The organism is Streptomyces hyaluromycini (genome assembly GCF_002217755.1).
Taxonomy (GTDB): domain Bacteria; phylum Actinomycetota; class Actinomycetes; order Streptomycetales; family Streptomycetaceae; genus Streptomyces; species Streptomyces hyaluromycini.
The window spans coordinates 64,352-84,200 of sequence record NZ_BCFL01000020.1; the positions used below are offsets into that span (position 1 = coordinate 64,352).

Sequence of the window (19,849 nt, forward strand, 5' to 3'; positions counted from 1 at the left end):
TACTTGCCGTGCTCGAACCGGCCGCATGCTGTGCCCCTCGGCCGGGCGGTAGAGTCCGCACGTGCGTTGATCTTCCGGACGGCGGCCAAGCGCCGCCGCAGACAGTGCGGACGGCCGCGACGAATTCGGGGCCGCCCAGTTGGCATCCCGTCGTCACAACACCGGAGATCACGCAATGACTGCTCAGCAGCCCATCACCTACGACGCGTTCGTCGCACTCGCCGCCGCTGATCCAGCTGTCGTCGGCCTTGTGCTCAAAGGGTCCCGGGCCCACGAGGGCATGACCACCGGGCACTCCGACCACGACCTGTACGTCGTCCTGGCCGATGCCCCGATGACGGCCCTCACCCGGTTCACGGGCCACCGCACGCCAGAACTCGACCTCGTCATCCTCTCCCTCGACGAGTTCCGCGCCGCCGGGATGCCAGGCTTCGAGCGGTACGCCCTCGCCCGCGCCCGGATCGTGCTCGACCGGCTCGACGGAGGCATCGCCCAGATCCTCGCCGCCAAGGCCAGGCTCGACGCCGATGAAGCCTTCCAAGCGGCGGACGAATGGCTCGATGCCTACGCCAACTCCCTCTACCGCTCGGTCAAGAACGACCGCAACGGCCATGCACTCGCGACCCGACTCGACGCCGCCGACAGCATCCGTTTTCTGCTGGAGTTCGTCTTCGCACTCGACCGTCGCCCCCGCCCCTACAACAAGTACCTCGAATGGGAGCTTGCCCGATTCCCGCTGCCCGGCTGGGACACCGGCATGCTGCTCGACGCTGCGGACCGCATCTCAGCCACGGGCGACGTGTCCACACAGCGTCGTCTCTTCGCCCATGTCGAGGCGGCGGCTCGGCGGGCCGGGCACGGCGCGGTGCTGGACGCATGGGGTGAGGACTTGGACCTGATGCGACCGCGCTAGAAGCGAACCGAGCGAGCTCCCGCGACACCGCGCCCGGCCCGATCACCCTGGCACCGGCACGTACCGAAGCTCGTCCAGACCAACCACACCGTCGGCTTCGAGACGGTTTTCGAGCGGATCGGCTCGCTGTACGTGCGCACGGCGAGGGAGGCGCAGGCACCGCGCATGTCACGTGTCGCATCTCGCACAGGCTCATTCCTCCCGCTCCGATTCCAGCGCCACGCCCTGCGGCATGCGGCATGCGGCATGCGGCATGCCGCATACGGCATACGGCATACGGCATACGGCATACGGCATACGGCATACGGCATACGGCATACGGAGACAGTGTCTTCCGTGGATCCACTCAGGGCAGGGAGGACGGCCTGCGGGGCGCGGGCAGCGCGGGCAGCAGTTCCCACAGGGGGCGGCCCTGTGACGCCCAGGCTCCGAGCAGTTGGCGGTCGACCAGGTGGAGGCGCTGCTGGCGGGCGAAGTCGCGGCCGGGCTGGGTGATCCTGCCGTTGGTCAGCATCACCACCACGTCGGCCTTGTGGACCGGGCGGCCCGTGCCGTTGAGGACCTGCAGTTCCGGGGTGCCCACGGCGGCGCCGCGTTCGCCGCCGCGGCGGTGCTTGCACTGGATCACCCACCGGCGCCCCAGCGGGTCGGTCGCCTTCACGTCGGCGCCCAGGTCTCCCTGCCCGCCGACCTGGACCGCGTCCGTGCAGCCGTCCCGGCGCATCAGGTCCCGCACGGCGAATTCGAACTGCCGGTGCGACAGTGCGTCCAGCTGGGCCAGACCGTAGCGCAGGGCGCGCGCCCGGGCCTGTTCCCAGCGTATGCGCTCCGCCCGCCGACGCCACCAGACGATGCCGGCCGGGACGGCGACGACAGCCGCCGCGAGCAGCAGCCACCAGTGCACGAGCAGCCAGTGGACCACCGCCACCACGAGAGCGATCACCCCTGCCGCGATCACGGCCACAAGGACGAACTGGATGTCGTTCTGCTGCCTGCGACGCGACCGGCGGGCGGGCCGACGCCGAGTCATCGGCCGCTTCCCAGGCGCGAGAAGTCGATCGGGTACGACACAGTGCGGGGCCGGGCACGGGATGTATCACCGGCGTCCGCCCTGTTGCCATACCAGAGCACGGCCGACCCGACGAAAGCGAAGACGGTCAGTTCCCGGCGCGCACCCGGCACCCACCGGGTATGTCCGCGAACCGCCGTCCCATCAGAGCGCACGTACGGCCGCACGAATGGCATGTGGTCCCCCAGATGGTCGTCACGTCCCGTAACGCACTCCATACTGACGGCCGCCACTGACAACGGCACACCCGAACGCCGTCAACTTCACCTGTTCCAGGGCCAGTTCGCGCCATCCCCTACGCATTCGCGGACGTCGAACGGCACCCCGAAAGGCGGCTGTCACCAGAGGTGCTGGATGCCGCGTGCCACCCAGCCGGTGGGCCTTCCAGCCGCGACCGGCGCACGATGCTTCTGGACACGCAGTGCCCAGTGGCGCTCACGCGTGCGTGCGCAAGCTCAAGGCAGTGCTCACCGATCCGATGACGGACCTCGTGTGGGTGCAGGTCACCTTCATCTCGCCGTCCATGGGGAGGGCTTCCGGGTGCACCCAGGAGAGCACGGCCACGGCGAAGGTCAGACTGCCCGAGCCGCTGGGCGACCGGGACGTGATCGTCGACCACTACATTCGCTTCTCCGCCGATGGTGCCAAGCGGCCCGCGCTGCGGTTGTGCGGAAAGCTGGGCTGCACACCGCCGGCCATCGGCTGCACCGCCGCCGCCTACGATCAGGCGCTGGAAGATGCAGTACGGCGAATCACTGGAGACCCGTGCTTCGACCTGCTCGCAGACCACCCGCAGCACATCTCCGACACGCACGTCGGTCGGCTCAGTCGGTTCGGCAACAACTCGCTCCGGCCCCTTGCCCGCCACTGCTGGCCCTTCCTCCAAGCGTCGGCCGATCGTCCCGGAGCCACCCGAGCCCGGGCCGAGAACACCGCCGGGTGACCTTTCCGCTCGTTCCGAATGCCCCGTCTCGAGACGGGCTAGCGCGATGACCGGGGAACACGCTTCTGCCCTCCGACGGGGCGGACATCGACCAGGTCGAAGCCATCCTCGTGGCGTACGAGATGCTGGACCTGGCCCAGGCCGGAGTCGCGGACGAACCCGACCCACCCCTGCGTCGTCGCGTGCCGAAGAAGCCACCCGACGACGTCCATCGTCACCCCGAAGTCGTCCTCGTGGACGCTCGTCCGGACGGTGAGTGCCCACGGTTCGCCGCCGTCCGGGTTCGGTCTGTCCACGGCACGGACCAGCAGGGACATATCGGCTCCGTCGAACGAGTGGCTCGCCGTGCCACCGCCGAAGGTCTGCCAGGGACCACCCCATGACTCCCAGTCGGTCGACTTCAACTCTGCCGGCATGTCCCCCTGCCCCAGGAGCCACCTCGGTTCCGAAAGCACCGGCTCGGGCAGGTCCGGCGGCAGGTCGACCGCCAGGAACAGGTCGTGGTGGTCACTCACACCAGAGACCCTAGCCCCAGCCACTGACAGCACTCTGCGGTCCTGGCGGACGGCGACGGATCCCGGGCTGTCCGAACTTGGGTTTTCGGGCCAGCTTCTGAGCTTGTGTCCGGCCTCCGGTCACGCGGAAGGGGAGAGCTGCTCGCGCACCCACTCGGGATCGGGGTTGGTGTGTGGCCGGCCCGCCACGACGACGGTCGGCACGATCTCGTTGCCGTCGTTGGCCGCCCTCACCACTGCGGCTCCTGCCGGGTCGCGCCAGATGTCGACCCAGTGCAACTGGCGGGCGCCGCGGCCCAGCCGGACGCGCAGTCGCATGCAGTACGTGCAGCCCGGCCGCCAGAAGACGACCGGCCGGCCGTCGACCGCGCTGCGGCGTTGTGCCTCCTGCGCACCGATCGACCTCGGGAAGATCAGGGGCGAGTTCACGCCGGCGAATGCCAGGAACAGCAGCATGAGTGCCGCGGCCGTGCCGGGGCTCCCCTTGAGGATCAGTCCGGTCGCGACAGCTGAGCCGCAGAGCACGAAAAGCATCGGCAGGATCCAGGCGCGCATCATGGTGACGAAGGCTATCGCTGAGTCGAAATGGTCCTCGAACTCGGTCGCTCACCCGGATGTGAAGGTGAGTTCGCTGCCCGGTCATGTTCCGCGGGAGGCGTTCGCGAAAGCGCCACGCTTCCGGGACGACCTGGATGACCGGTTCGAGTGTCTGGCCGCTCGCGGAGATGAACTGTTCGGCCTCGCCGGTGCGTTGCCGTGTGCGGACGGGCCGGTGAGGGCGCCGGTCGACCTGACGTCGGTGCTCGGGCACCACCGCGGGCACGGCGCCATGTACGACGCCCTGAACAACGGGAACGTGGACGTGCCCCGGTCACGGAAGAAATCCGATCCCAGCGGTCACGGGCCCGTTCCGGCCGATCCGTCTCTCGCATGCGCCCGGTGCTTCCCCCAGGTGCGTACCGCGGTGGCGATGACGGCGAGGGTGATGGTCGCGGTCCCCGAAGCGGTCAGTACCTGCCGGGGTCCCAGGGCGGCGCTGAGAGGGCCGCCGAGGGCCGTGCCCACCGGGGAGGCGGTGAGCAGGGCGGCGCCTCGGGCGGCCAGGACGGTCGTCAGCCGGGCCGCCGGCGTGCGGTTCTGGAAGAGGGTGAAGGACAGCGCGGTGAACGGGCCGTAGATCAGGCCGCCCAGGGCGAAGCAGACAAGGGTGATGCCGGTGGACACGTCCAGCCCGAAGGGCACGAGCATCAGGCCCCAGCCTGCGACGATGCCCAGGGTGACCGGCCAGAGCGGAAGCTTGCGCAACACACCGGCCGCCAGGCCACCGACGACAGCCCCCGCCCCGAACAGGGTCCAGTACAGCCCGAGAAGGCTTGCGTCTTTGTGGAGGTCGTCGGTGACATGCAGCGGGAGCGCCACCTCCACCGGTCCGTAGAGGAAGTTGAAGAACCAGGTCAGTGCGAGAATGCCGAGAAGCTCGGGTTCTCCGCGCAGCAGGTGCAGACCGGCGCCCGCCCGTCCGTTGTCGACCGGCGCGGCCGTCGCTGCGGCCTGGGCATCGCCGCCCAGCCGGCCGACCTGGACGGCGAGGACGGCGAACGACACGGCATCGAGCCCGATGATCCAGGCCGGACTGATCCCTGCCGCCAGGAGTCCGGCGAGTGCGGGACCCACGATGACGGACGCCGAGGCGCTCGAACTGACCAGCGCGTTCGCGGCCAGCCGCTGGTCTCGGGGCAGCATCTGGGAGAGCAGTGAGTACTTTCCCGCGGTTCCCCAGGCATGCAGCACCGACGATCCGGCGAGCAGGACGACATAAAGGACTGGATGCAGCACTCCTGCGGCCCAGGCCAAGGGCACACACCCGAGCAGCAGTGCGCGAAGCCGGCTGTCTGCGGCCAGTAGCCGCCGGGGAGGCACACGACGCAGCCGACGGCCGAGAGCCAGAGCACCAGCCGCACCGGGAAGGGCGTAGGCGGCGACCGCCGCACCGACGACCAGCCCCGACTGGCCGGGAGGCGCGATCAGAACCCCCAGCCACGCCACGGCGACCAGGCTCATCCCATCGCCGAGGTCGGAGGCCGCCAGGGCCGGCAAGAGCCGTCGGAACTCGGAATGTGCGAACAGCGGCCGATACGTCGGCGGCAGCAGACGAGTTGTCGATGGAATGGGCACCCGGTCAGACTTGTGGTTCAAGCGCGCTTGAAGTCAAGGGGGGACCAGTGCGAGAGTTGGGCATCGGTGATCTTGCGCGGCAGGTCAGGATGCGGCCCTCGGCCTTGCGCTATTACGAGAGCATGGACTTGTTGTCGCCCGCCAGACGAGTCGCGGGCCGACGCGTCTATCCGGCCGGCGCCCTGCGGAGGATCGCGCTGGTCAAAATGGCGCAGCGGGCCGGGTTCACCCTCGCCGAGATCCGCCGGTTGCTGGACACCGACACCGGCCGGGGCGCCACCCGGCAGTGGCGCACCCTCGCGGAGCGCAAGATCCCCGAACTGGACCGGTTCATCCAGGAGACACAGGCCCTGCGGAATGCCGTCGCAGACTGCCTTGCCTGCGGGTGCATGAACTTCGACACCTGCCGGCTGCTCTCCTCCGGCCCGGCCGCAGAAGACACCTGAGATTGTTCTGGCGCACACGGAGCCGACGGGGCCGGCGTGGCAGCCCGGTCCTGCTCCAGCGCGCGAGTGTCCCAAGGGCTGCGGGACAGCCCGGGGGGCATCGGCCGGCCGGAGTTGCCGGACGGCGGCGGCTCTGCGGTCGGCCAAGCCCTCGACGGCAGGTTGTCGGCGCCCGGGCCCTCGTCCTCGTCTTCGTCCTCGTCTTCGTCCTCGTCTTCGTCTTCGTCTTCGTCTTCGTGGAGCAGCGTGCCCGGAGGCGGAACCCGATGGCGGCCGCGCCCCCCTTCGTCCTCGTCCCTAGGTGCGTGGTCCATCAGCCGGTACCGCCCGTGCCGCCGGTGCCGCCGCGGCCGCCGCTCTCACAGCCGAGCCCGAGGCAGATCCCGCCGAGGCCGCCCGTGCCACCGCGGCCGCCGTCGCCGGTGCCCACCGCCGCTCCGCCCGTGCCGCCGGTGCCGCCGTTGGCGCTGCCGCCGCAGATCCCGGCGCAGATCCCGCCCGCGCCGCCGGTGCCGCCCTCACGGCCGGGCTTGCCGGTCGTGCCGGTGCCACCGTTGGCGCTGCCGTTGCACAGTCCGGCGCAGATCCCGCCCTGGCCGCCATTGCTCCCGTTGACGGTTGCGTTGCAGTTGCCCGCACACACCCGGTCGCCGATCCGCACACTGCCGTCGCCACTCTTGATGGGCCCGAACTGGCCGATGCCGCCGCCCGGCCGGGCACTGTCGGCGGGAAGCTGCCGGGCGGCCGCCATGGCCGTACGGCTCTGCGGTACCGGCGCCGCCATCGCGGCCGGCGCCAGCGCGCCGACCACGACACCGGCGGCGACAGCGGCCGAGGCCGTGAGACCGAGACGGACCTTCCAAGAACGTGTACGCATGACATTCCTCTTTCCGAAGAATTGTTTTCCGTACTGCGGTTTCCGCTGTATCGAATAAACCCGGTCTTGGGTCGTGCCGTCACGGCCCGGGAACTCGGGGCTTGACAGGAACGCCCCGGCCCGCATCGGGCCGGGGCGTAGGGGGAATTTCCTCAGGAGCCGAAGAGGGAGTCAAGACCAAGCAGCGCGGCCCAGTCCCCGTTGCGCAACTGCCTGTCCCAGGTGTCGAACTCCTTCTCGGAGATCTTGTATTTCTTGACGACCTCGGCCTTCTTCGCTTGCCCGGACTCCACGGTCAGCACGATCCGCGCCTTGTCCAGGCCCGTGAGCTCCGACTTGGGCTTGTCGGGCAGGTCGCCGAAGGCGAAGCAACCGGGCTTGCCGGGTTCTCCCGGCTGACCGGGCGCACCGCCCTTCCCGCCCTCTCCGCCCTTCCCGCCTTCTCCGCCGTGGCCGCAGTGGGACGGGGCGGCCGGGGCCGTCCGGCTGGTTGCTGTGGTGACACCCGGCGCCGCCTGGGCGGCGCACGCGGTGCCGGTGGCCAGGGCCAGCGAGGCCACCGCCAGGACGAGCGGACGCTGCCAGCGAGTTCTGGACATGGGGGTTCTCCGTTTTTCTTGATCGAGGTTGTGGGGGGGCGGAGGCCGTGCGGGCCTTCGCCCCCACCGGGGCGAGACGGTCAGAAGATGCTGCCGCCGCCCGCGCCGCCGGCCCCGCCCAGGCCGCCGAAGAGGACGCCGAGCCCGCCCGCGCCGCCCTTGCCGCCGTTGCCGCCCTGGAAGACACCGAAGCCGCCGTTGCCGCCCTTGCCCCCATTGCCGCCCTTGAGGATCCCGGAGCCGCCGGAACCGCCGGAGCCGGCGCTGCCGCCGAACAGGCCGGAGCCGCCGTTGCCGCCGGAGCCGCCGTTGCCGCCGACGACACCGTCACCGCCGCCACCACCGCCGCCGCCACCACCGCCGGACAGGACGCCGTTGCCGCCGTTGCCGCCCTTGCCTCCGTCACCGCCGGTGCCCAGGACGCTGCCGCCGCCGGAGCCGCCGGAGCCCCCGCCGCCGCCGATCAGGCCGCCGCCTCCGGCACCTCCGTCACCGCCGGCGCCGCCGCCGTGGACGAAGCTCACGACATGCGCGGCGGGCATCGGGGCGGCCATCGCGGCGGACGCCGGAAGGATGATGCCCCCGGCGATCACCGCGGCCGAGGCGGCGAGTGCCGCGAGGCCGGAGCCCCGGCGCTTGGAACGGATGCCGCTGCGGGTACGAGAAATACGGGTCATGGGTTCTCTCCTGTCGATAATGTCGATACTGTCGACACATGGGGTTTTTCTGTCAGCCCCGGAAATTCCGGTTGACAGCCGGTGAAGCGTTCTTGCAGGAACACCCGACCGGGACAACTCGCGGTTTCAAAGGAAGAGGAATTCCCTGTCAGGAATTCCGTCCAAGGCCCGCACTTCAAGTAGGCCCTGCGGACACCGCAGGGTCACGTTCCGAGGGGTCGTGACTTGACCCGGAGGGATGAATCGGGTATTGCACACAAAGGGGCACCGCAGGGGTCTGGGACACCCTGCGGCGTACGAACGGGTTCAGGGCCTCGATCCGGCCGCGGTGGTCAGCGGCCGGTGGCGGCGGGGCGGTCCTGGGCCGGGTCCAGGCCGGTCATGAGTTCCGCGAAGGCCCGCGCGGCCGCCGGGGCGGTGAAGAGCCGGTCGAGGCGGGCGCGGGCCAGACGCTGCAGGAACGGGCCGCAGCGGCTGGCGTCGCCGGCGTCGTGGACCGTCCGGGTCAGCCAGTGGGAGAACTCCTGGTCGCTCCACACGCGCCGCAGGCAGCGCTCCGAGTAGGTGCGCAGGGCGGTGTCGTCGCCGTCGCGGACCTGGTCGCGGACGGCGCGGGCGAAGAGATCGGCGTCGTACAGGGCGAGGTTCATGCCCTTGCCGCCCATGGGGGACACGATATGGGCGGCGTCCCCGACGAGGAACAGCCGGCCGTACTGCATGGGGTCGTTCACGAGGCTGCGCAGCCGGAAGGTCTCGCGGTCGGTGATCGGGCCCGCGGTCAGGGCGGGGTCGGCGAGCCGGGTGCGCAGCGCGTCCCAGATGCGGTCGTCGGGCCAGGCGCCGGGGTCGTCGTCGGGCGGGCACTGGAGGTAGTAGCGGCTGCTGTGCGGTCCGCGGGGGAAGTGCGCCGCGAAGCCCTGCGGGCTGACGGCGAGCAGGGGGTGGGCGGGGGGCGGTGCGTCGGCGAGGACGGTGAGCCAGCCGATGCCGTGGTCGAGGGTGTGGGCGGTGAGGTGGCCGTCGGGGACGGCGGTGCGGGTGACGCCGTGCTCGCCGTCGCAACCGGCGACGAAGGAGCAGGTGATCGCGTGCGGGGTGCCGTCGGCGGAGCGGTAGCGGACCGTCGGGCGGTCGCCGGTCAGGTCGTGCAGGGTGACGTCGGCCGCCTCGTAGCGCAGGTCGCCGCCGTCGGCGAGGTGGGCGGCGGTGAGCTTCTGCACCAGGACCTGCTGGGGGCACAGGCGCGCTCCGGGGCCTTCCGAGCCGTCGCTGTCGTCTACGAGGTGGCTCTCGCCGTCCACCCTGAACTCCAGGATGCCGTCGTGCGGCGGGCCGCCCAGCACCAGGTCGGCCAGCCCCCAGGACTCGAACATCCGCACGGCGCGGGCCTCCACGATGCCGGCCCGCTGCCGCTGCGCCACGTGCTCGCGGCTGCGGCGTTCCAGGACGACGCAGTCGATGCCGCACCTGCGCAGCAGACTCGCGACGGTCAGCCCGGCCGGGCCCGCGCCGATCACCACGACGGTGGCGGATTCCGGCGTCTCGTCCAACTGCCGTGCGCCCTGGTCCACTTGGCACCTCCAGGGGCAGCGTAGCCGAGTGCGGCCGACAGTGGAGCGGCGCGCTCCAGGCCGGATCCACACGCTCCAGGCCGGGTGGCTGCCGCCGCACAACGACCGCCGACCGCGCCACCGCAGACCGCGCCTGCGCACCCAGCCACTCAACAGATCACGCCATAGACCACACCGGGAAGAACACCCCGGACGGGCCGTAACCCGTGCCACCGGAACGACGCTGCGTCCGGCAACGGGCTCGATCGAGCACGTGCCGCACGATCGCGGCCATCGCAGTGACCGGCTCGGTGGTCGCGAAGGGGTCGGCCCGCCCCCTGCCCCGGGTGCGCCGCGGCGGGCAGACTGCGGGGTCCGCGTCCTGTTTCCCGCACAGCAGGACCCCCTCCCGGTGCACGGTGGCAGGACAGGGCTGCCACCCGCACACCGACAGCTCACCGTGTGCGCGCCGGACCCCCAAACCACGGGAGGGGAACCGTACATGACGGCACAGAACATCGACGACGTCGTGGACAGACTCGCCGGGATCGTGCAGGAAGCCGGCCGCGCCGGCGACCGGGCCGGATACTTCGCGGCCCTGTACCGGCAGGTGACCGTCGAGATCCGCACCGCGATCCACAGCGGACTGTTCGAAGACGGCGCGCGGATGGACCGCTTCGACACCCTCTTCGGCAACCGCTACTTCGACGCATACGACGCCTGGCGCCGCAACCGCGGCGGACCCCGCTGCTGGCGCGAGACCTTCGGCCTCCTCGCCGACGCCGACACCATCATCGTCCAGCACCTCCTCCTCGGCGTGAACGCACACGTCAACCTCGACCTGGCCATCGCCGCCGCCCGAACCAGCCCGGGCAGCGCCATCCGCACCCTGCAGCACGACTTCCAGCTGATCAACGACATCCTCGCGCGAGTGATACTGGCCGTGCAGGACTCCCTCGACGCCCTGTCCCCGTTCATGTCCCTGCTGGACCGGGCCGGAGGCCGCACCGACGAGCAGATCCTCGACTTCAGCGTCCGGCAGTCCCGCGAGGAGGCCTGGCACAACGCCCTCCTCCTCGCCGGCCAGAACGACACCGAACGCGCCGCCACCATCGAACGGCTCGACATCCGCGCCGCCGTACTCGCACGGCTCATCACACGGCCGGGCGGCCTCCTCCGCCCCGCCCTCGAAGTCATCCGCCACACCGAGAACGACGACGTACCAGCCGTCATCACCCACCTCGACAACGCCATGCGGCAAACCACCACCCGGCACAACCCCGCAGACTGACCCTCCGGCACTCCGCCGGAGGAGGGAGAAAGGAGAAAGAAGAAGGGGCGAGGGGAAGGGGGCCGCGGGGCTTCGGCTGTCGCGTGCGGGACGGCATACGGACCGCACCGAACCGGCGCAACAGGGCCGCGCCCGCCTGCCGCTGACCGCCGCCTGAGCACGCGCGCCGCACAAGCCCCGCGCAGAACGCGGTCGCATCGACATCGCCCGGACACCCCCGCCGCCCGGAATCCCCTGGCGCCCCCATCCGCCCGTATACGCAAGGGAAAATTCAGTTCATCGGTGCGCAAATCGATCGCTGGATCGGTGTAATCGGCACAGATGTCGCACCCCTCGGCGATCTAGCGTCGAAAGTGCACGGGGGCCACACGGACCAGAAAGCACCGAGGCACACATGCCCATCCCGGATACCGACGTCATCTCCGCGACCGCGTTCGACACCCTCACCCCGCCCGCCGTCAGCGACCCGTACCTGCCCGTCGACGAACTCCCGCACTCGGCGTCCTCACCCGACCTGGTCTTCCAGCGGCTCCGCGACGAACTCGCACTCGACGGCGACCCACAGCTCAACCTCGCCACCTTCGCGACCACCTGGATGGAACCGCAGGCCCGCCAGCTGATGGCCGACACCGCCGAGAAGAACCTCGCCGACCGCGCCGAGTACCCCCAGATCACCGCCATGGAAGAACGCTGCGTGCGGATGCTCGCCCGGCTGTGGCACGCACCGCACCCCGAACAGGTCCGCGGCTGCTCCACCACCGGCTCCAGCGAGGCCGCCCTGCTCGGCGGCCTCGCCCTCAAACGCCGCTGGCAGCAGCGCCGACGGGCACAGGGCAAGGACACCGCCCGCCCCAACCTGGTGATGGGCACCAACGTCCAGGTCTGCTGGAAGAAATTCGCCAACTACTTCGAGGTCGAACCGCGCTACGTCCCCGTGGAACCCGGCCGCTACCACCTCACCCCCGACACTCTCACCGCCTACTGCGACGACAACACCATCGGCGTCGTCACCGTCCTCGGCTCCACCTACGACGGCTCCTACGAGCCCGTCGCCGACATCTGCATGGCCCTGGACGGCTACCAGGCCGCCACCGGCACCGACATCCCCGTGCACGTCGACGGCGCCTCCGGCGCCATGGTGGCGCCCTTCCTCGACCCCGGCCTCATGTGGGACTTCCAGCTCGAGCGCGTCGCCTCCATCAACACCTCGGGTCACAAGTACGGGCACGTCTTCCCCGGCCTGGGCTGGGCCCTGTGGCGCGACACCGACGCCCTCCCCGACGACCTCGTCTTCGACATCGACTACCTCGGCGGCCGCTCCCCCAGCTTCACCCTCAACTTCTCCCGCCCCGGCGCCCACATCGCGGCGCAGTACTACACCTTCCTGCGCTACGGCTTCGAAGGCCTGCACCACCTCGCCCTGCGCAGCCGCACAGCAGCCCACACCCTCGCCACCCGTATCCGCGCCATCCCGCCCTACGAACTCATCACCGACGGAACCCAACTCCCCGCCTTCGCCTTCCGCCTCGTGCCCGGCGCGCACGGCTTCACCGTCCACGACGTCTCGCACGCCATGCGCGCACGGGGCTGGCACCTGCCCGCCTATGCCCTGCCCACCCCGTGTCACGACATCTCGGTCCTCCGCCTCGTCGTCCGCACCGGATTCACCACCCAGCTCACCGACACGTTCCTCACCGACCTGACCGAAGTCACCCGACGACTCCGCCCCCACCAACCCGTACCCGCCGCCAAGATCCCTGCCACCGCCTGAGCGGCGGCACACGGCAGCACCGCCGGGCCGGTCCAGGGTGGTACCCGGCACCCGTGCCTCCAGGCCGCCGCCGGGTCACCGCAGGCCTCCGCGGCGGCCTGGCGGCACGGGCCCGGGCGCATACCGGTGGCCGCACCAGGATCCCGATCGCCGACGTGTCCCGGTGCAAGCCCCCGCCCGGTTCCGGCGCGTGGTGTGGCGCCCCGCTCCCGTGCCCCACGCTCACCAGAGCCCGCTGGGCTCCCTTCCGGCCGCTCGGAGCAGGATGTCCCGGGTGGAACCCATCCCGTACTTGTCGGCCTCACTGGAGAGTTCGGCCACCTCCAGCAGGAGCGGCCGGATGTCGACACCGGCGGCGCGGGCCTGCCCGCACAGGCCGTTCAGGTCGACCATCATGTCCCGCGTGTCGCGGCCCTGGTCCTCGACCGACATCTCCACCAGCCGCTGCCGGAAGCCGTGGGGCGTGGGCTCGAAAGGCAGCGTCGTCGCCCAGGTGAACGAGTGGCACCGCGCCAGGAGCGCGCGCAGGGCGGCCCGGTCGCCGTGGTCGCCCTCCTGGTAGCGGGAGAGCACGTCCCGCAGCGCCGCCTCGGCCTCCGGCCGGATCCCCGCCTCGTCCAGCGGATGCGGGCCCTCCTGCATCTTCCGCGGCCAGTCGGGGTCGGTGAGGTCCACCGGCCTCGTCGCGACGGGCTCGATGCACGCATCGATCACCGCGACCCATTCCTTGAGTTCGGCCAGTTCCCCCATGGCACCTTCCTCGTCCGGCCCAGCGCGGTGGCATGCCGCTGCCCGCGCTCCGTGGCGGGAGGACGGGGGCCGTAGGAGCATAAAGCGCCCACGCCCACGCTGCCGGCACGCGGCAGGTGCCTCAGGCGGTGGCTCCGAAGGGGTTCCAGTCCTCGGGGACGAGGGGTGTCCCGGGGGCGGCACTCGCGACAGGGACGGTCTCGCCCGAGGCGACGGCCTCGTCGATGGACGTCATGGTGTCCAGGACGTGGTAGCCGAGCTCCCCGGTGGCGATGTGCGGGCCTCCGCCGCGGATGGCCCGTGCCATGTCCAGGACGCCGAGACCGCGGCCGGCCTCGATGCCCACCGGGGTGACGGTCTCCCACTCGGGATCGCGGCCCCGCTGCTGGACGCGGGTGATCCTGACCTGGCCGGCGAAGGTGTTGGGGTCGGGCAGGACCAGGGTGCCCTCGGTGCCGGTGATCTCGACGAATCCGGTGCGGGTGAGCGGGGAGTCGAAGCTGAACACGCTCTGGCCGACCCCGCCGCCCTCGAACTGGGCGAGTGCCGAGACGTGGGTGGGGACGGCCACCTCGAACTCGGTGCCCGCCCGCTCTCCGCTGCGTACCGTACGGACCGCACGGGCGGTGGAACCCAGCGCGGCGACCCGGGTCACCGAGCCGAACAGGCAGACCAGGGCGGTGAGGTAGTAGGGGCCCATGTCGAAGAGGGGGCCGGCGCCCTTGGCGAACAGGAACTCGGGGGCGGGGTGCCACAGATCCGGCCCCGCGTACTGCATGACCGTCTGCGCGGACAGCGGGGTGCCGATGTCGCCGCGGGCGACCGCCCGCAGGGCCGTCTGCAGGCCGGGGCCGAGAATCGTGTCGGGGGCGACTCCGATCCTGAGGCCGGCCGCGGCCGCCTGGTCCAGCAGGGCCCGTGCGTCGGCCCGGTCCACGGCGATGGGCTTCTCGGACCAGACGTGCTTGCCGGCGGCCAGGATCGCCGAGCTGACCTCCGCGTGGACGGCGGGGACGGTCAGGTTGACGACGATCTCGGCGTCCGGGTGGGCGAGGACGTCCGCGGCCGTTCCCCACTCCTGGACGCCGTACGTGCGGGCCTGGGACTCGGCACGCGCGGTGTCGAGGTCGCCCACGACGAGCACGTGTACGTCGGGGAACCTGGTGAGGTTGGTCAGGTACTGGTCGCTGATGTTCCCGGCGCCGATGACGCCGACGCCGACCGGGTTCCGTGCCGTCATCAGGCGATGCCCTTCTGGTTCAGGTAGGTGACGCCCGCCGCGACGCCCTCGAAGATGTCGCCGTCGTAGTGGTCGAACTCGATGACGGCGTACTCGGCGTGCGGGGCCGCGGCCAGCGAGTCGTCCAGCCTTATCCGTCCACGGCCGGGGGCGACCTGGCCGGTGTCGGCCGGGTCGAAGGGGGCGCCCGAGGTGAACGGGTCGTCGATGACGGGGCCGTCCTTCACGTGCAGGGCGCGCACCCGTGAACCGAGGCGGTTCAGCAGGGCGACGACGTCGTTGCCGCCGGCCGAGGCCCAGAACAGGTCGATCTCCAGGACGACTTCCGGATTCAGCCGGTCGGCGAAGAAGTCGAAGGCGTTGACGCCGGCGACGGTGTGGACGAACTCCTGCGAGTGGTTGTGGTAGCCGACGCGCAGTCCGTGGTCGGCAGCCCGTTCGGCGGCGTCGTTCAGGAGGGCGGCGGTGCGGGCGATCTCCTTCTCGTCGGCCCACCGGGCCGCGGGGACGAACGGGTCGAAGAGGATCTCCGCGCCCAGCCGGCGGGCGGCCTGGAACGTCTCGTCCAGGGAGGCCGCGGACGCTCCGTCGGGCGACAGGAAGCCGGCGTGCGCGGTGGGCGCGGACAGGCCATGCCGGGCGAGCGCGTCGGCGAGTTCGTCCGCGCGGTGCACGAAGTCGAAGGCCTCGACGTTGGTCAGGCCCAGGGCGGCCAGGTGGCCGAGGGTCGCGTTCTGGTCGGCCTGTAGGGCATGGCGTACGGAGTAGAGCTGAACCGACATCTGCGGTGTCGACATGGGGACTCCTCTCGGCGCGGACGGCCGGTGAACAGAATACCGACAGGGGTGATGGTTTCTAGGGGTCGTTAGCATCTCGTTCATGGCACGGGACACGGCGCGGCAGGGGACGGCCCCACGGAACTACCCCAAGGGGGAGCGGCGGCGCGCCCAGATCATCGAGGCCGCGTTCACCGCGTTCGGGCAGGTCGGCTACCGCAACGCGAGCATGGTGCAGCTCGCCGCCGCCTGCGGTGTCTCACGCGCGGGCCTGCTGCACCACTTCCCCACCAAGGAGTCGCTGCTGGAGGCGGTCCTCGAAGAGCGCGAGCGCCAGGACGACGAGCACTTCTTCCAGTCGGGTGCGGTCGGCGACGACGGCCTGGAGTACTTCGCCAGCATGCTCCGGCTCGTCGCCCACAACCAGGCCAACCCGCTGATCGTGAGCCTGTTCGCGGTGCTGTCCAGCGAGGCCACCGCGGCCGACCACCCGGCGCGCCCGTACTTCGTCGCCCGCTACGAACGTGCCCGCCGGCAGATGCAGTCGGCCGTCGACGACCTGGCGCGTCGCGGTCTGCTGCGTCCGCACGTGGCGGCGTCGGGGCTGGCGGCGGATCTGATCGCGTTCATCGACGGTCTGCAGATCCAGTGGCTGCTCAGCCCGGACGCCATCGACATGCCGGGGCACCTGCGCACGCTCCTCCGCAGCCTCGTCAGCGTCGAACTTCCGTAGTTCCGCCGCCCGTCGGGGGGCTGTTTCGAAAGGACGAGCCGACATGGACGTGTACGAAGCCGTGGACAGCCGGCGGGCGGTGCGCGCGTTCCGTGCCGAGCCGGTGCCCCGGGCAGTGCTCGAACGGGTGCTGGCCGCGGCACGACGGGCGCCGTCGAGCGGGAACCTCCAGCCCTGGCAGGTGTACGTCGTGACCGGCGAGCCGTTGGCCGAACTGAAGCGGCGGGCGACGGCCAGGGCGCTGGCGGGGGACCCGGGCGACGAACGCGAGTATCCGATGTACCCGGCCGAGCTGAACCCGCCGTATCTGGACCGCTTCGCCGCGGCGGCCGCCCAGCGGTACGCGGCGCTGGGCATCGAGCGCCAGGATCCGCAACGGCCCGTGAAGATCGCCGCGTTGAACTCGGGGGCGTTCGGGGCGCCGGTCGTGCTGTTCTGCTATCTGGACCGGGCGATGGGCCCCGGTCAGTGGGCGGACGCCGGGATGTACCTGCAGACGGTCATGCTGCTGCTCAGGGCGGAAGGGCTGCACAGCTGCCCCCAGGTGATGTGGACCATGTACCGCGAGACCGTCGGCCGGCTGGTCGGGGCCGATGACGGGCTGGTGCTGCTGTGCGGTCTCGCGGTGGGCTTCGAGCGCGAGGGCACGCCACCGGTCCGCACCGGCCGGGCCGATGTGACCGAGACGGTGAGGTTCATCGGGGAGTGAACCGGCCGGTCGGCCCAGGCGGAGCGGTGTGTTTGAATGCCGGGCATGGACGGCTCCGACCGCATGTGGATCAGCGCGATCCCTTCACTCGATCCGGACACCCTGGAACTGATCCTCGACCTCGATCACACGTCCGACGATCCGGCCGAGCAGATGGCCTGCATGTTGCTGAACCGGGGGCACGAAGGTGAGCCCGGCGTGTTCTACCTGCTGCCGGAGGATCTCTCGGCCCGGTACGAACGGAAGGGGGACCGGCTCTGCGTGTCCCTGCTGGCCCGTCGGGACGTCCTCGCCCGGGATCTGACCTCACGTCCGGCCGCGCTGCGCGCGCACCTCGACCGGCTCCCCCACGATCCCGGCGACGGAGAGCTGGTCGTCCTCGTGCGCCGGGAGACCGTCACCGACTTCGTACCCCCCGAACGGGACGGTTTCCAGCAGCCCGTCGCGCTGATCGACCACACCATCGAGCACAGCGACGGGCCGGTGGCCCTGGCGGAGTTGGTGAGCCTGTTCGAAAGCGGCGAGGCGGGTGTCGCCGTCGTCGCCGCGCCCGGACGACCGCCGGCCTGACCGCTCAACTCGATGAGAATGCGGGCCCGGGACGTCAGGCCGACTGCAGAGGCGGGGCCTGCCTTGTGATCGCGGCGGCCGGCAGCGGGTTGTCCGGTTCGGCGCCGGGGTCTGCGGTCTCGACGACTCCGGCTCTCCTCGCGTCGAACCCGGCCGGCCAGATCGTCAGGTCGCTCGCCAGTGCCCCCTCCAGTTTCGCCTGCCGCAGGTCCGCGCCGCCGAGGTCGCAGCCCCGAAGGTCGGCCAGCCGCAGGTCCGCACCGGTGAACACGGCGTCATGGGCGCGGGCCTTGCGCAGGTTCGCCTCCCGCAGGTCCGCACGGGAGAAGTCCGCCTCCCGCACGTCGGCCTTGACCAGGCGCGCGCCGCGCAGATCGGCGTCGATGCAGCGGGTGTGGTGGAGAGTCGAGGTTCCGAGTTCGGTATGACGCAGGTTGGCCGCTATGAGTGACGCCTTGCTCAGGTTGGCCTGGTAGACGCTTGCCGCCTCCAGGCAAGCGCCGTCGAAGTTGACTCCGAGCAGCCACAGCCCGTCACAGTCGGCTCTTCGCAGGTCGGTGAGGCTGACGTTCAGCCAGTCCGGTCGCGGTTCCCGGCGCAGGATCCCGAGGCACGTCAGCGCCGTCTGGGCATCGGCAGCGCGGGTCTCCAGGGGCAGCACCGAATTGATCGACGCGTCCGCCGCCGGGCATCCCGGATCCTGCGGCGGCCAGGGCAGGTGCGTCCGGACATACGCCGCCATGATGGAGACGACCGCCTCGTGATCGCGGGCGGAATGGCCGGCGATCCGCGACAGTGCGTAGAGGCCCCCGATCCGTACGTCCGGCTTGTCGCTGCCGAGTTGGTCCACGGCCCGGCTGAAGCGGTCGGTGACCTGGCCCTCCCGGGTCGCATGCAGCCCGTCCTGGCTGACCCGCACCTGCCGCCAGGTGGCGTAGGCACCGAACAGCACGACCGCGCCGCCCACCGCTTGCAGCAGCGTGGTGCGCACATTGTTCACCGCGTTCAACCGGTCCGCTGCGGCGAGGCGGCCACCGGCCAGGTCGTGGTCGACCACCAGGCCCGGAAGAATCAGAAGCACAACGCCCAGTACGGCGAGCAGGCCCAGTACGGCCGTCGCGACGGCCACGGCGCGAGTCGGACGCGTACGGCCACGAACGAATCCCCCCATGGACATTGGATCTTAGGGCAAGGCTGAAGCCGGTCAACCTATGCGGTCACGGCACTCGACTCGTTCGGATCACCGGTCGCAGTCCCGGGCGCGCCAGCGTGCGTGCATGATCCAGGCAAGTGACCAGCTTGCGGCCTGACGGGGGTGGTTGAGCACCAGCTCTGAAGAACACGATCGAGCGCTGCCCGGCCTGCGGGTCCCCATGTCGGCTTGCCGCCAGGAAGGCCCCGGTCTCCGCTCTGGCCCATCAGCATGAGGAACAGGCTTTTCATCGCAGCCAGCCCGCGGGCGCGCCGGATCGTCGCCGTGTCCGCGTGCGCGTAGACGTCGAAGAACCGTGCGGCGGCACCCGCGGGAAGGATCACCCATGCGGCCGCGAGGTCCCACGCCGGATCGCCGGCGAACATCGCATCGAAATCGATCACGCCCGAGAGCGTCCCGTCCGAGACGACGACGTTCGCCGGATGCAGGTCGCCATGCACCCAGAGCGGCGGACCCTCCCATTCGGGCGCCGCGACGGCGTCCTCCCAGACGGCCCGGACATCGTCGGCGAGTTCGTCGGGGACGACGGCGTGGAAGAAGTGGTCGAACCCGTCCGTGCACTTCTTGGGGTGGTCGCCGCGGTCCTCACTGATCGGCGCGTCAGCGGGGGCCTCCACGTGGAGAGCCCTGAGGAAACCCGCCAGAGTGTCGGCCGCGTGGTCGCCGCGGCTGATCGAGGTGTAGTCCAGCGGCTCGCCGTGAACCCACGTCATAATGCTCCAGGGCCTCGGAAAGCGCTCGGACGGTTCGCCGATCCGCACAGGCGTCGGGACCGGGAGCGGAAGACGCGGGGCCAGGGCAGGCAGCCACCGGCACTCCTTGCGCAGGCGATCCGGGGCACCTTCCATGCGCGGCATGCGCACGGCCAACTCGTCCCCGAGGCGCCACATCTGGTTGCCCCAGCCGCCCGCCACCTCGCGGACGGGCAGCCCCGCGAGGTCCGGATGCTGGTCCTCGAGAAGTCCGTGCACCAGCTCTGCGGTGATCTCGATCTCGGAGTCGGTCATGCGAAGTCACAGTAGTGGGGCAGGC

Annotated in this window: 21 protein-coding genes and 1 pseudogene; 9 read left to right on the plus strand and 13 right to left on the minus strand. The window is 70.9% G+C overall.

What is annotated here, in order from left to right; all coding sequences use genetic code 11:
- Positions 1–175 precede the first annotated feature (175 nt).
- On the plus strand, positions 176–913 hold the full coding sequence (locus SSP29_RS22075) for a hypothetical protein (protein WP_089102489.1): 738 nt from the start codon (positions 176–178) through the stop codon (positions 911–913).
- Between the two features lie 346 nt (positions 914–1,259).
- Here SSP29_RS22075 and SSP29_RS22080 read toward each other — a convergent pair whose 3' ends face one another.
- Entirely contained in the window at positions 1,260–1,943 is a 684-nt protein-coding gene (locus tag SSP29_RS22080; protein WP_089102490.1) for a restriction endonuclease, read from the minus strand.
- A 484-nt stretch (positions 1,944–2,427) separates the two neighbouring features.
- Here SSP29_RS22080 and SSP29_RS59100 point away from each other — a divergent pair, with 484 nt between their 5' ends.
- The gene (locus SSP29_RS59100) at positions 2,428–2,925 is read left to right on the plus strand and encodes a hypothetical protein (protein WP_150134659.1); all 498 of its coding nucleotides are present in this window, start codon (positions 2,428–2,430) and stop codon (positions 2,923–2,925) included.
- Positions 2,926–2,963: 38 nt separating this feature from the next.
- Here SSP29_RS59100 and SSP29_RS22090 read toward each other — a convergent pair whose 3' ends face one another.
- Together SSP29_RS22090 and SSP29_RS22095 are read right to left on the minus strand one after the other, a co-directional pair.
- A complete protein-coding gene (locus SSP29_RS22090) occupies positions 2,964–3,440 on the minus strand; it encodes a hypothetical protein (RefSeq protein WP_089102876.1) in 477 nt (158 codons plus the stop codon).
- Positions 3,441–3,560: 120 nt separating this feature from the next.
- Positions 3,561–3,998: a glutaredoxin domain-containing protein gene (locus SSP29_RS22095; protein ID WP_089102491.1), complete on the minus strand. Its 438-nt coding sequence runs from the start codon at positions 3,996–3,998 to the stop codon at positions 3,561–3,563.
- Positions 3,999–4,062: 64 nt separating this feature from the next.
- Here SSP29_RS22095 and SSP29_RS61120 point away from each other — a divergent pair.
- Positions 4,063–4,320: pseudogene (locus SSP29_RS61120) on the plus strand (NF041680 family putative transposase); the annotation flags it as partial.
- A 17-nt stretch (positions 4,321–4,337) separates the two neighbouring features.
- Here SSP29_RS61120 and SSP29_RS22105 read toward each other — a convergent pair.
- Positions 4,338–5,615, minus strand: coding sequence for an MFS transporter (locus tag SSP29_RS22105; RefSeq protein WP_275539772.1), 1,278 nt, complete (start codon positions 5,613–5,615; stop codon positions 4,338–4,340).
- Between SSP29_RS22105 and SSP29_RS22110 the strand changes: the two genes are divergently transcribed.
- A complete protein-coding gene (locus tag SSP29_RS22110; protein ID WP_150134661.1) occupies positions 5,603–6,061 on the plus strand; it encodes a MerR family transcriptional regulator in 459 nt (152 codons plus the stop codon). The two genes, SSP29_RS22105 and SSP29_RS22110, sit on opposite strands and share 13 nt — an antisense overlap.
- A 313-nt stretch (positions 6,062–6,374) precedes the next feature.
- On the opposite strand, the gene SSP29_RS58575 is transcribed toward SSP29_RS22110, so the two are convergent.
- From SSP29_RS58575 to SSP29_RS22130, 4 genes are all read right to left on the minus strand, one after another.
- Positions 6,375–6,938, minus strand: a complete 564-nt coding sequence (locus SSP29_RS58575) for a hypothetical protein (protein ID WP_150134662.1) — start codon at positions 6,936–6,938, stop codon at positions 6,375–6,377.
- Positions 6,939–7,090: 152 nt separating this feature from the next.
- On the minus strand, positions 7,091–7,537 hold the full coding sequence (locus tag SSP29_RS22120) for a DUF1153 domain-containing protein (RefSeq protein WP_089102494.1): 447 nt from the start codon (positions 7,535–7,537) through the stop codon (positions 7,091–7,093).
- 80 nt (positions 7,538–7,617) lie between these two features.
- On the minus strand, positions 7,618–8,214 hold the full coding sequence (locus SSP29_RS22125; RefSeq protein ID WP_150134663.1) for a hypothetical protein: 597 nt from the start codon (positions 8,212–8,214) through the stop codon (positions 7,618–7,620).
- Between the two features lie 332 nt (positions 8,215–8,546).
- The gene (locus tag SSP29_RS22130) at positions 8,547–9,785 is read right to left on the minus strand and encodes a 4-hydroxybenzoate 3-monooxygenase (RefSeq protein WP_245883168.1); all 1,239 of its coding nucleotides are present in this window, start codon (positions 9,783–9,785) and stop codon (positions 8,547–8,549) included.
- A gap of 481 nt (positions 9,786–10,266) precedes the next feature.
- Between SSP29_RS22130 and SSP29_RS22135 the strand changes: the two genes are divergently transcribed.
- Positions 10,267–11,055 (plus strand): DUF5995 family protein, encoded by a 789-nt coding sequence (locus SSP29_RS22135; RefSeq protein WP_089102495.1) that lies wholly within the window; start codon positions 10,267–10,269, stop codon positions 11,053–11,055.
- Between the two features lie 394 nt (positions 11,056–11,449).
- Positions 11,450–12,826, plus strand: coding sequence for a glutamate decarboxylase (gene gad, locus SSP29_RS22140; protein ID WP_089102496.1), 1,377 nt, complete (start codon positions 11,450–11,452; stop codon positions 12,824–12,826).
- Positions 12,827–13,048: 222 nt separating this feature from the next.
- Here gad and SSP29_RS22145 read toward each other — a convergent pair whose 3' ends face one another.
- From SSP29_RS22145 to SSP29_RS22155, 3 genes are all read right to left on the minus strand, one after another.
- Entirely contained in the window at positions 13,049–13,576 is a 528-nt protein-coding gene (locus tag SSP29_RS22145) for a hypothetical protein (RefSeq protein WP_089102497.1), read from the minus strand.
- A gap of 121 nt (positions 13,577–13,697) precedes the next feature.
- A complete protein-coding gene (locus SSP29_RS22150) occupies positions 13,698–14,816 on the minus strand; it encodes a Gfo/Idh/MocA family protein (protein WP_089102498.1) in 1,119 nt (372 codons plus the stop codon).
- Complete coding sequence (locus tag SSP29_RS22155; RefSeq protein WP_089102499.1) at positions 14,816–15,613, minus strand: sugar phosphate isomerase/epimerase family protein; 798 nt, start codon at positions 15,611–15,613, stop codon at positions 14,816–14,818. The genes SSP29_RS22150 and SSP29_RS22155 overlap by 1 nt, the downstream gene beginning before the upstream one ends.
- Before the next feature lie 82 nt (positions 15,614–15,695).
- Between SSP29_RS22155 and SSP29_RS22160 the strand changes: the two genes are divergently transcribed.
- Genes SSP29_RS22160 through SSP29_RS22170 form a run of 3 tightly spaced genes read left to right on the plus strand, consistent with a single transcriptional unit; the run spans position 15,696 to position 17,604 of the window.
- Positions 15,696–16,325: a TetR/AcrR family transcriptional regulator gene (locus SSP29_RS22160; protein WP_089102500.1), complete on the plus strand. Its 630-nt coding sequence runs from the start codon at positions 15,696–15,698 to the stop codon at positions 16,323–16,325.
- A gap of 43 nt (positions 16,326–16,368) precedes the next feature.
- Positions 16,369–17,034, plus strand: a complete 666-nt coding sequence (locus tag SSP29_RS22165) for a nitroreductase (RefSeq protein ID WP_089102501.1) — start codon at positions 16,369–16,371, stop codon at positions 17,032–17,034.
- A gap of 45 nt (positions 17,035–17,079) precedes the next feature.
- Positions 17,080–17,604: a hypothetical protein gene (locus SSP29_RS22170; protein ID WP_089102880.1), complete on the plus strand. Its 525-nt coding sequence runs from the start codon at positions 17,080–17,082 to the stop codon at positions 17,602–17,604.
- A 34-nt stretch (positions 17,605–17,638) separates the two neighbouring features.
- Here the strand turns inward: SSP29_RS22170 and SSP29_RS22175 are convergent, their stop codons facing one another.
- Together SSP29_RS22175 and SSP29_RS22180 are read right to left on the minus strand one after the other, a co-directional pair.
- Positions 17,639–18,733 (minus strand): pentapeptide repeat-containing protein, encoded by a 1,095-nt coding sequence (locus SSP29_RS22175; RefSeq protein ID WP_245883169.1) that lies wholly within the window; start codon positions 18,731–18,733, stop codon positions 17,639–17,641.
- A gap of 80 nt (positions 18,734–18,813) precedes the next feature.
- Entirely contained in the window at positions 18,814–19,824 is a 1,011-nt protein-coding gene (locus SSP29_RS22180; RefSeq protein WP_089102503.1) for an aminoglycoside phosphotransferase family protein, read from the minus strand.
- Positions 19,825–19,849: the final 25 nt, after the last annotated feature.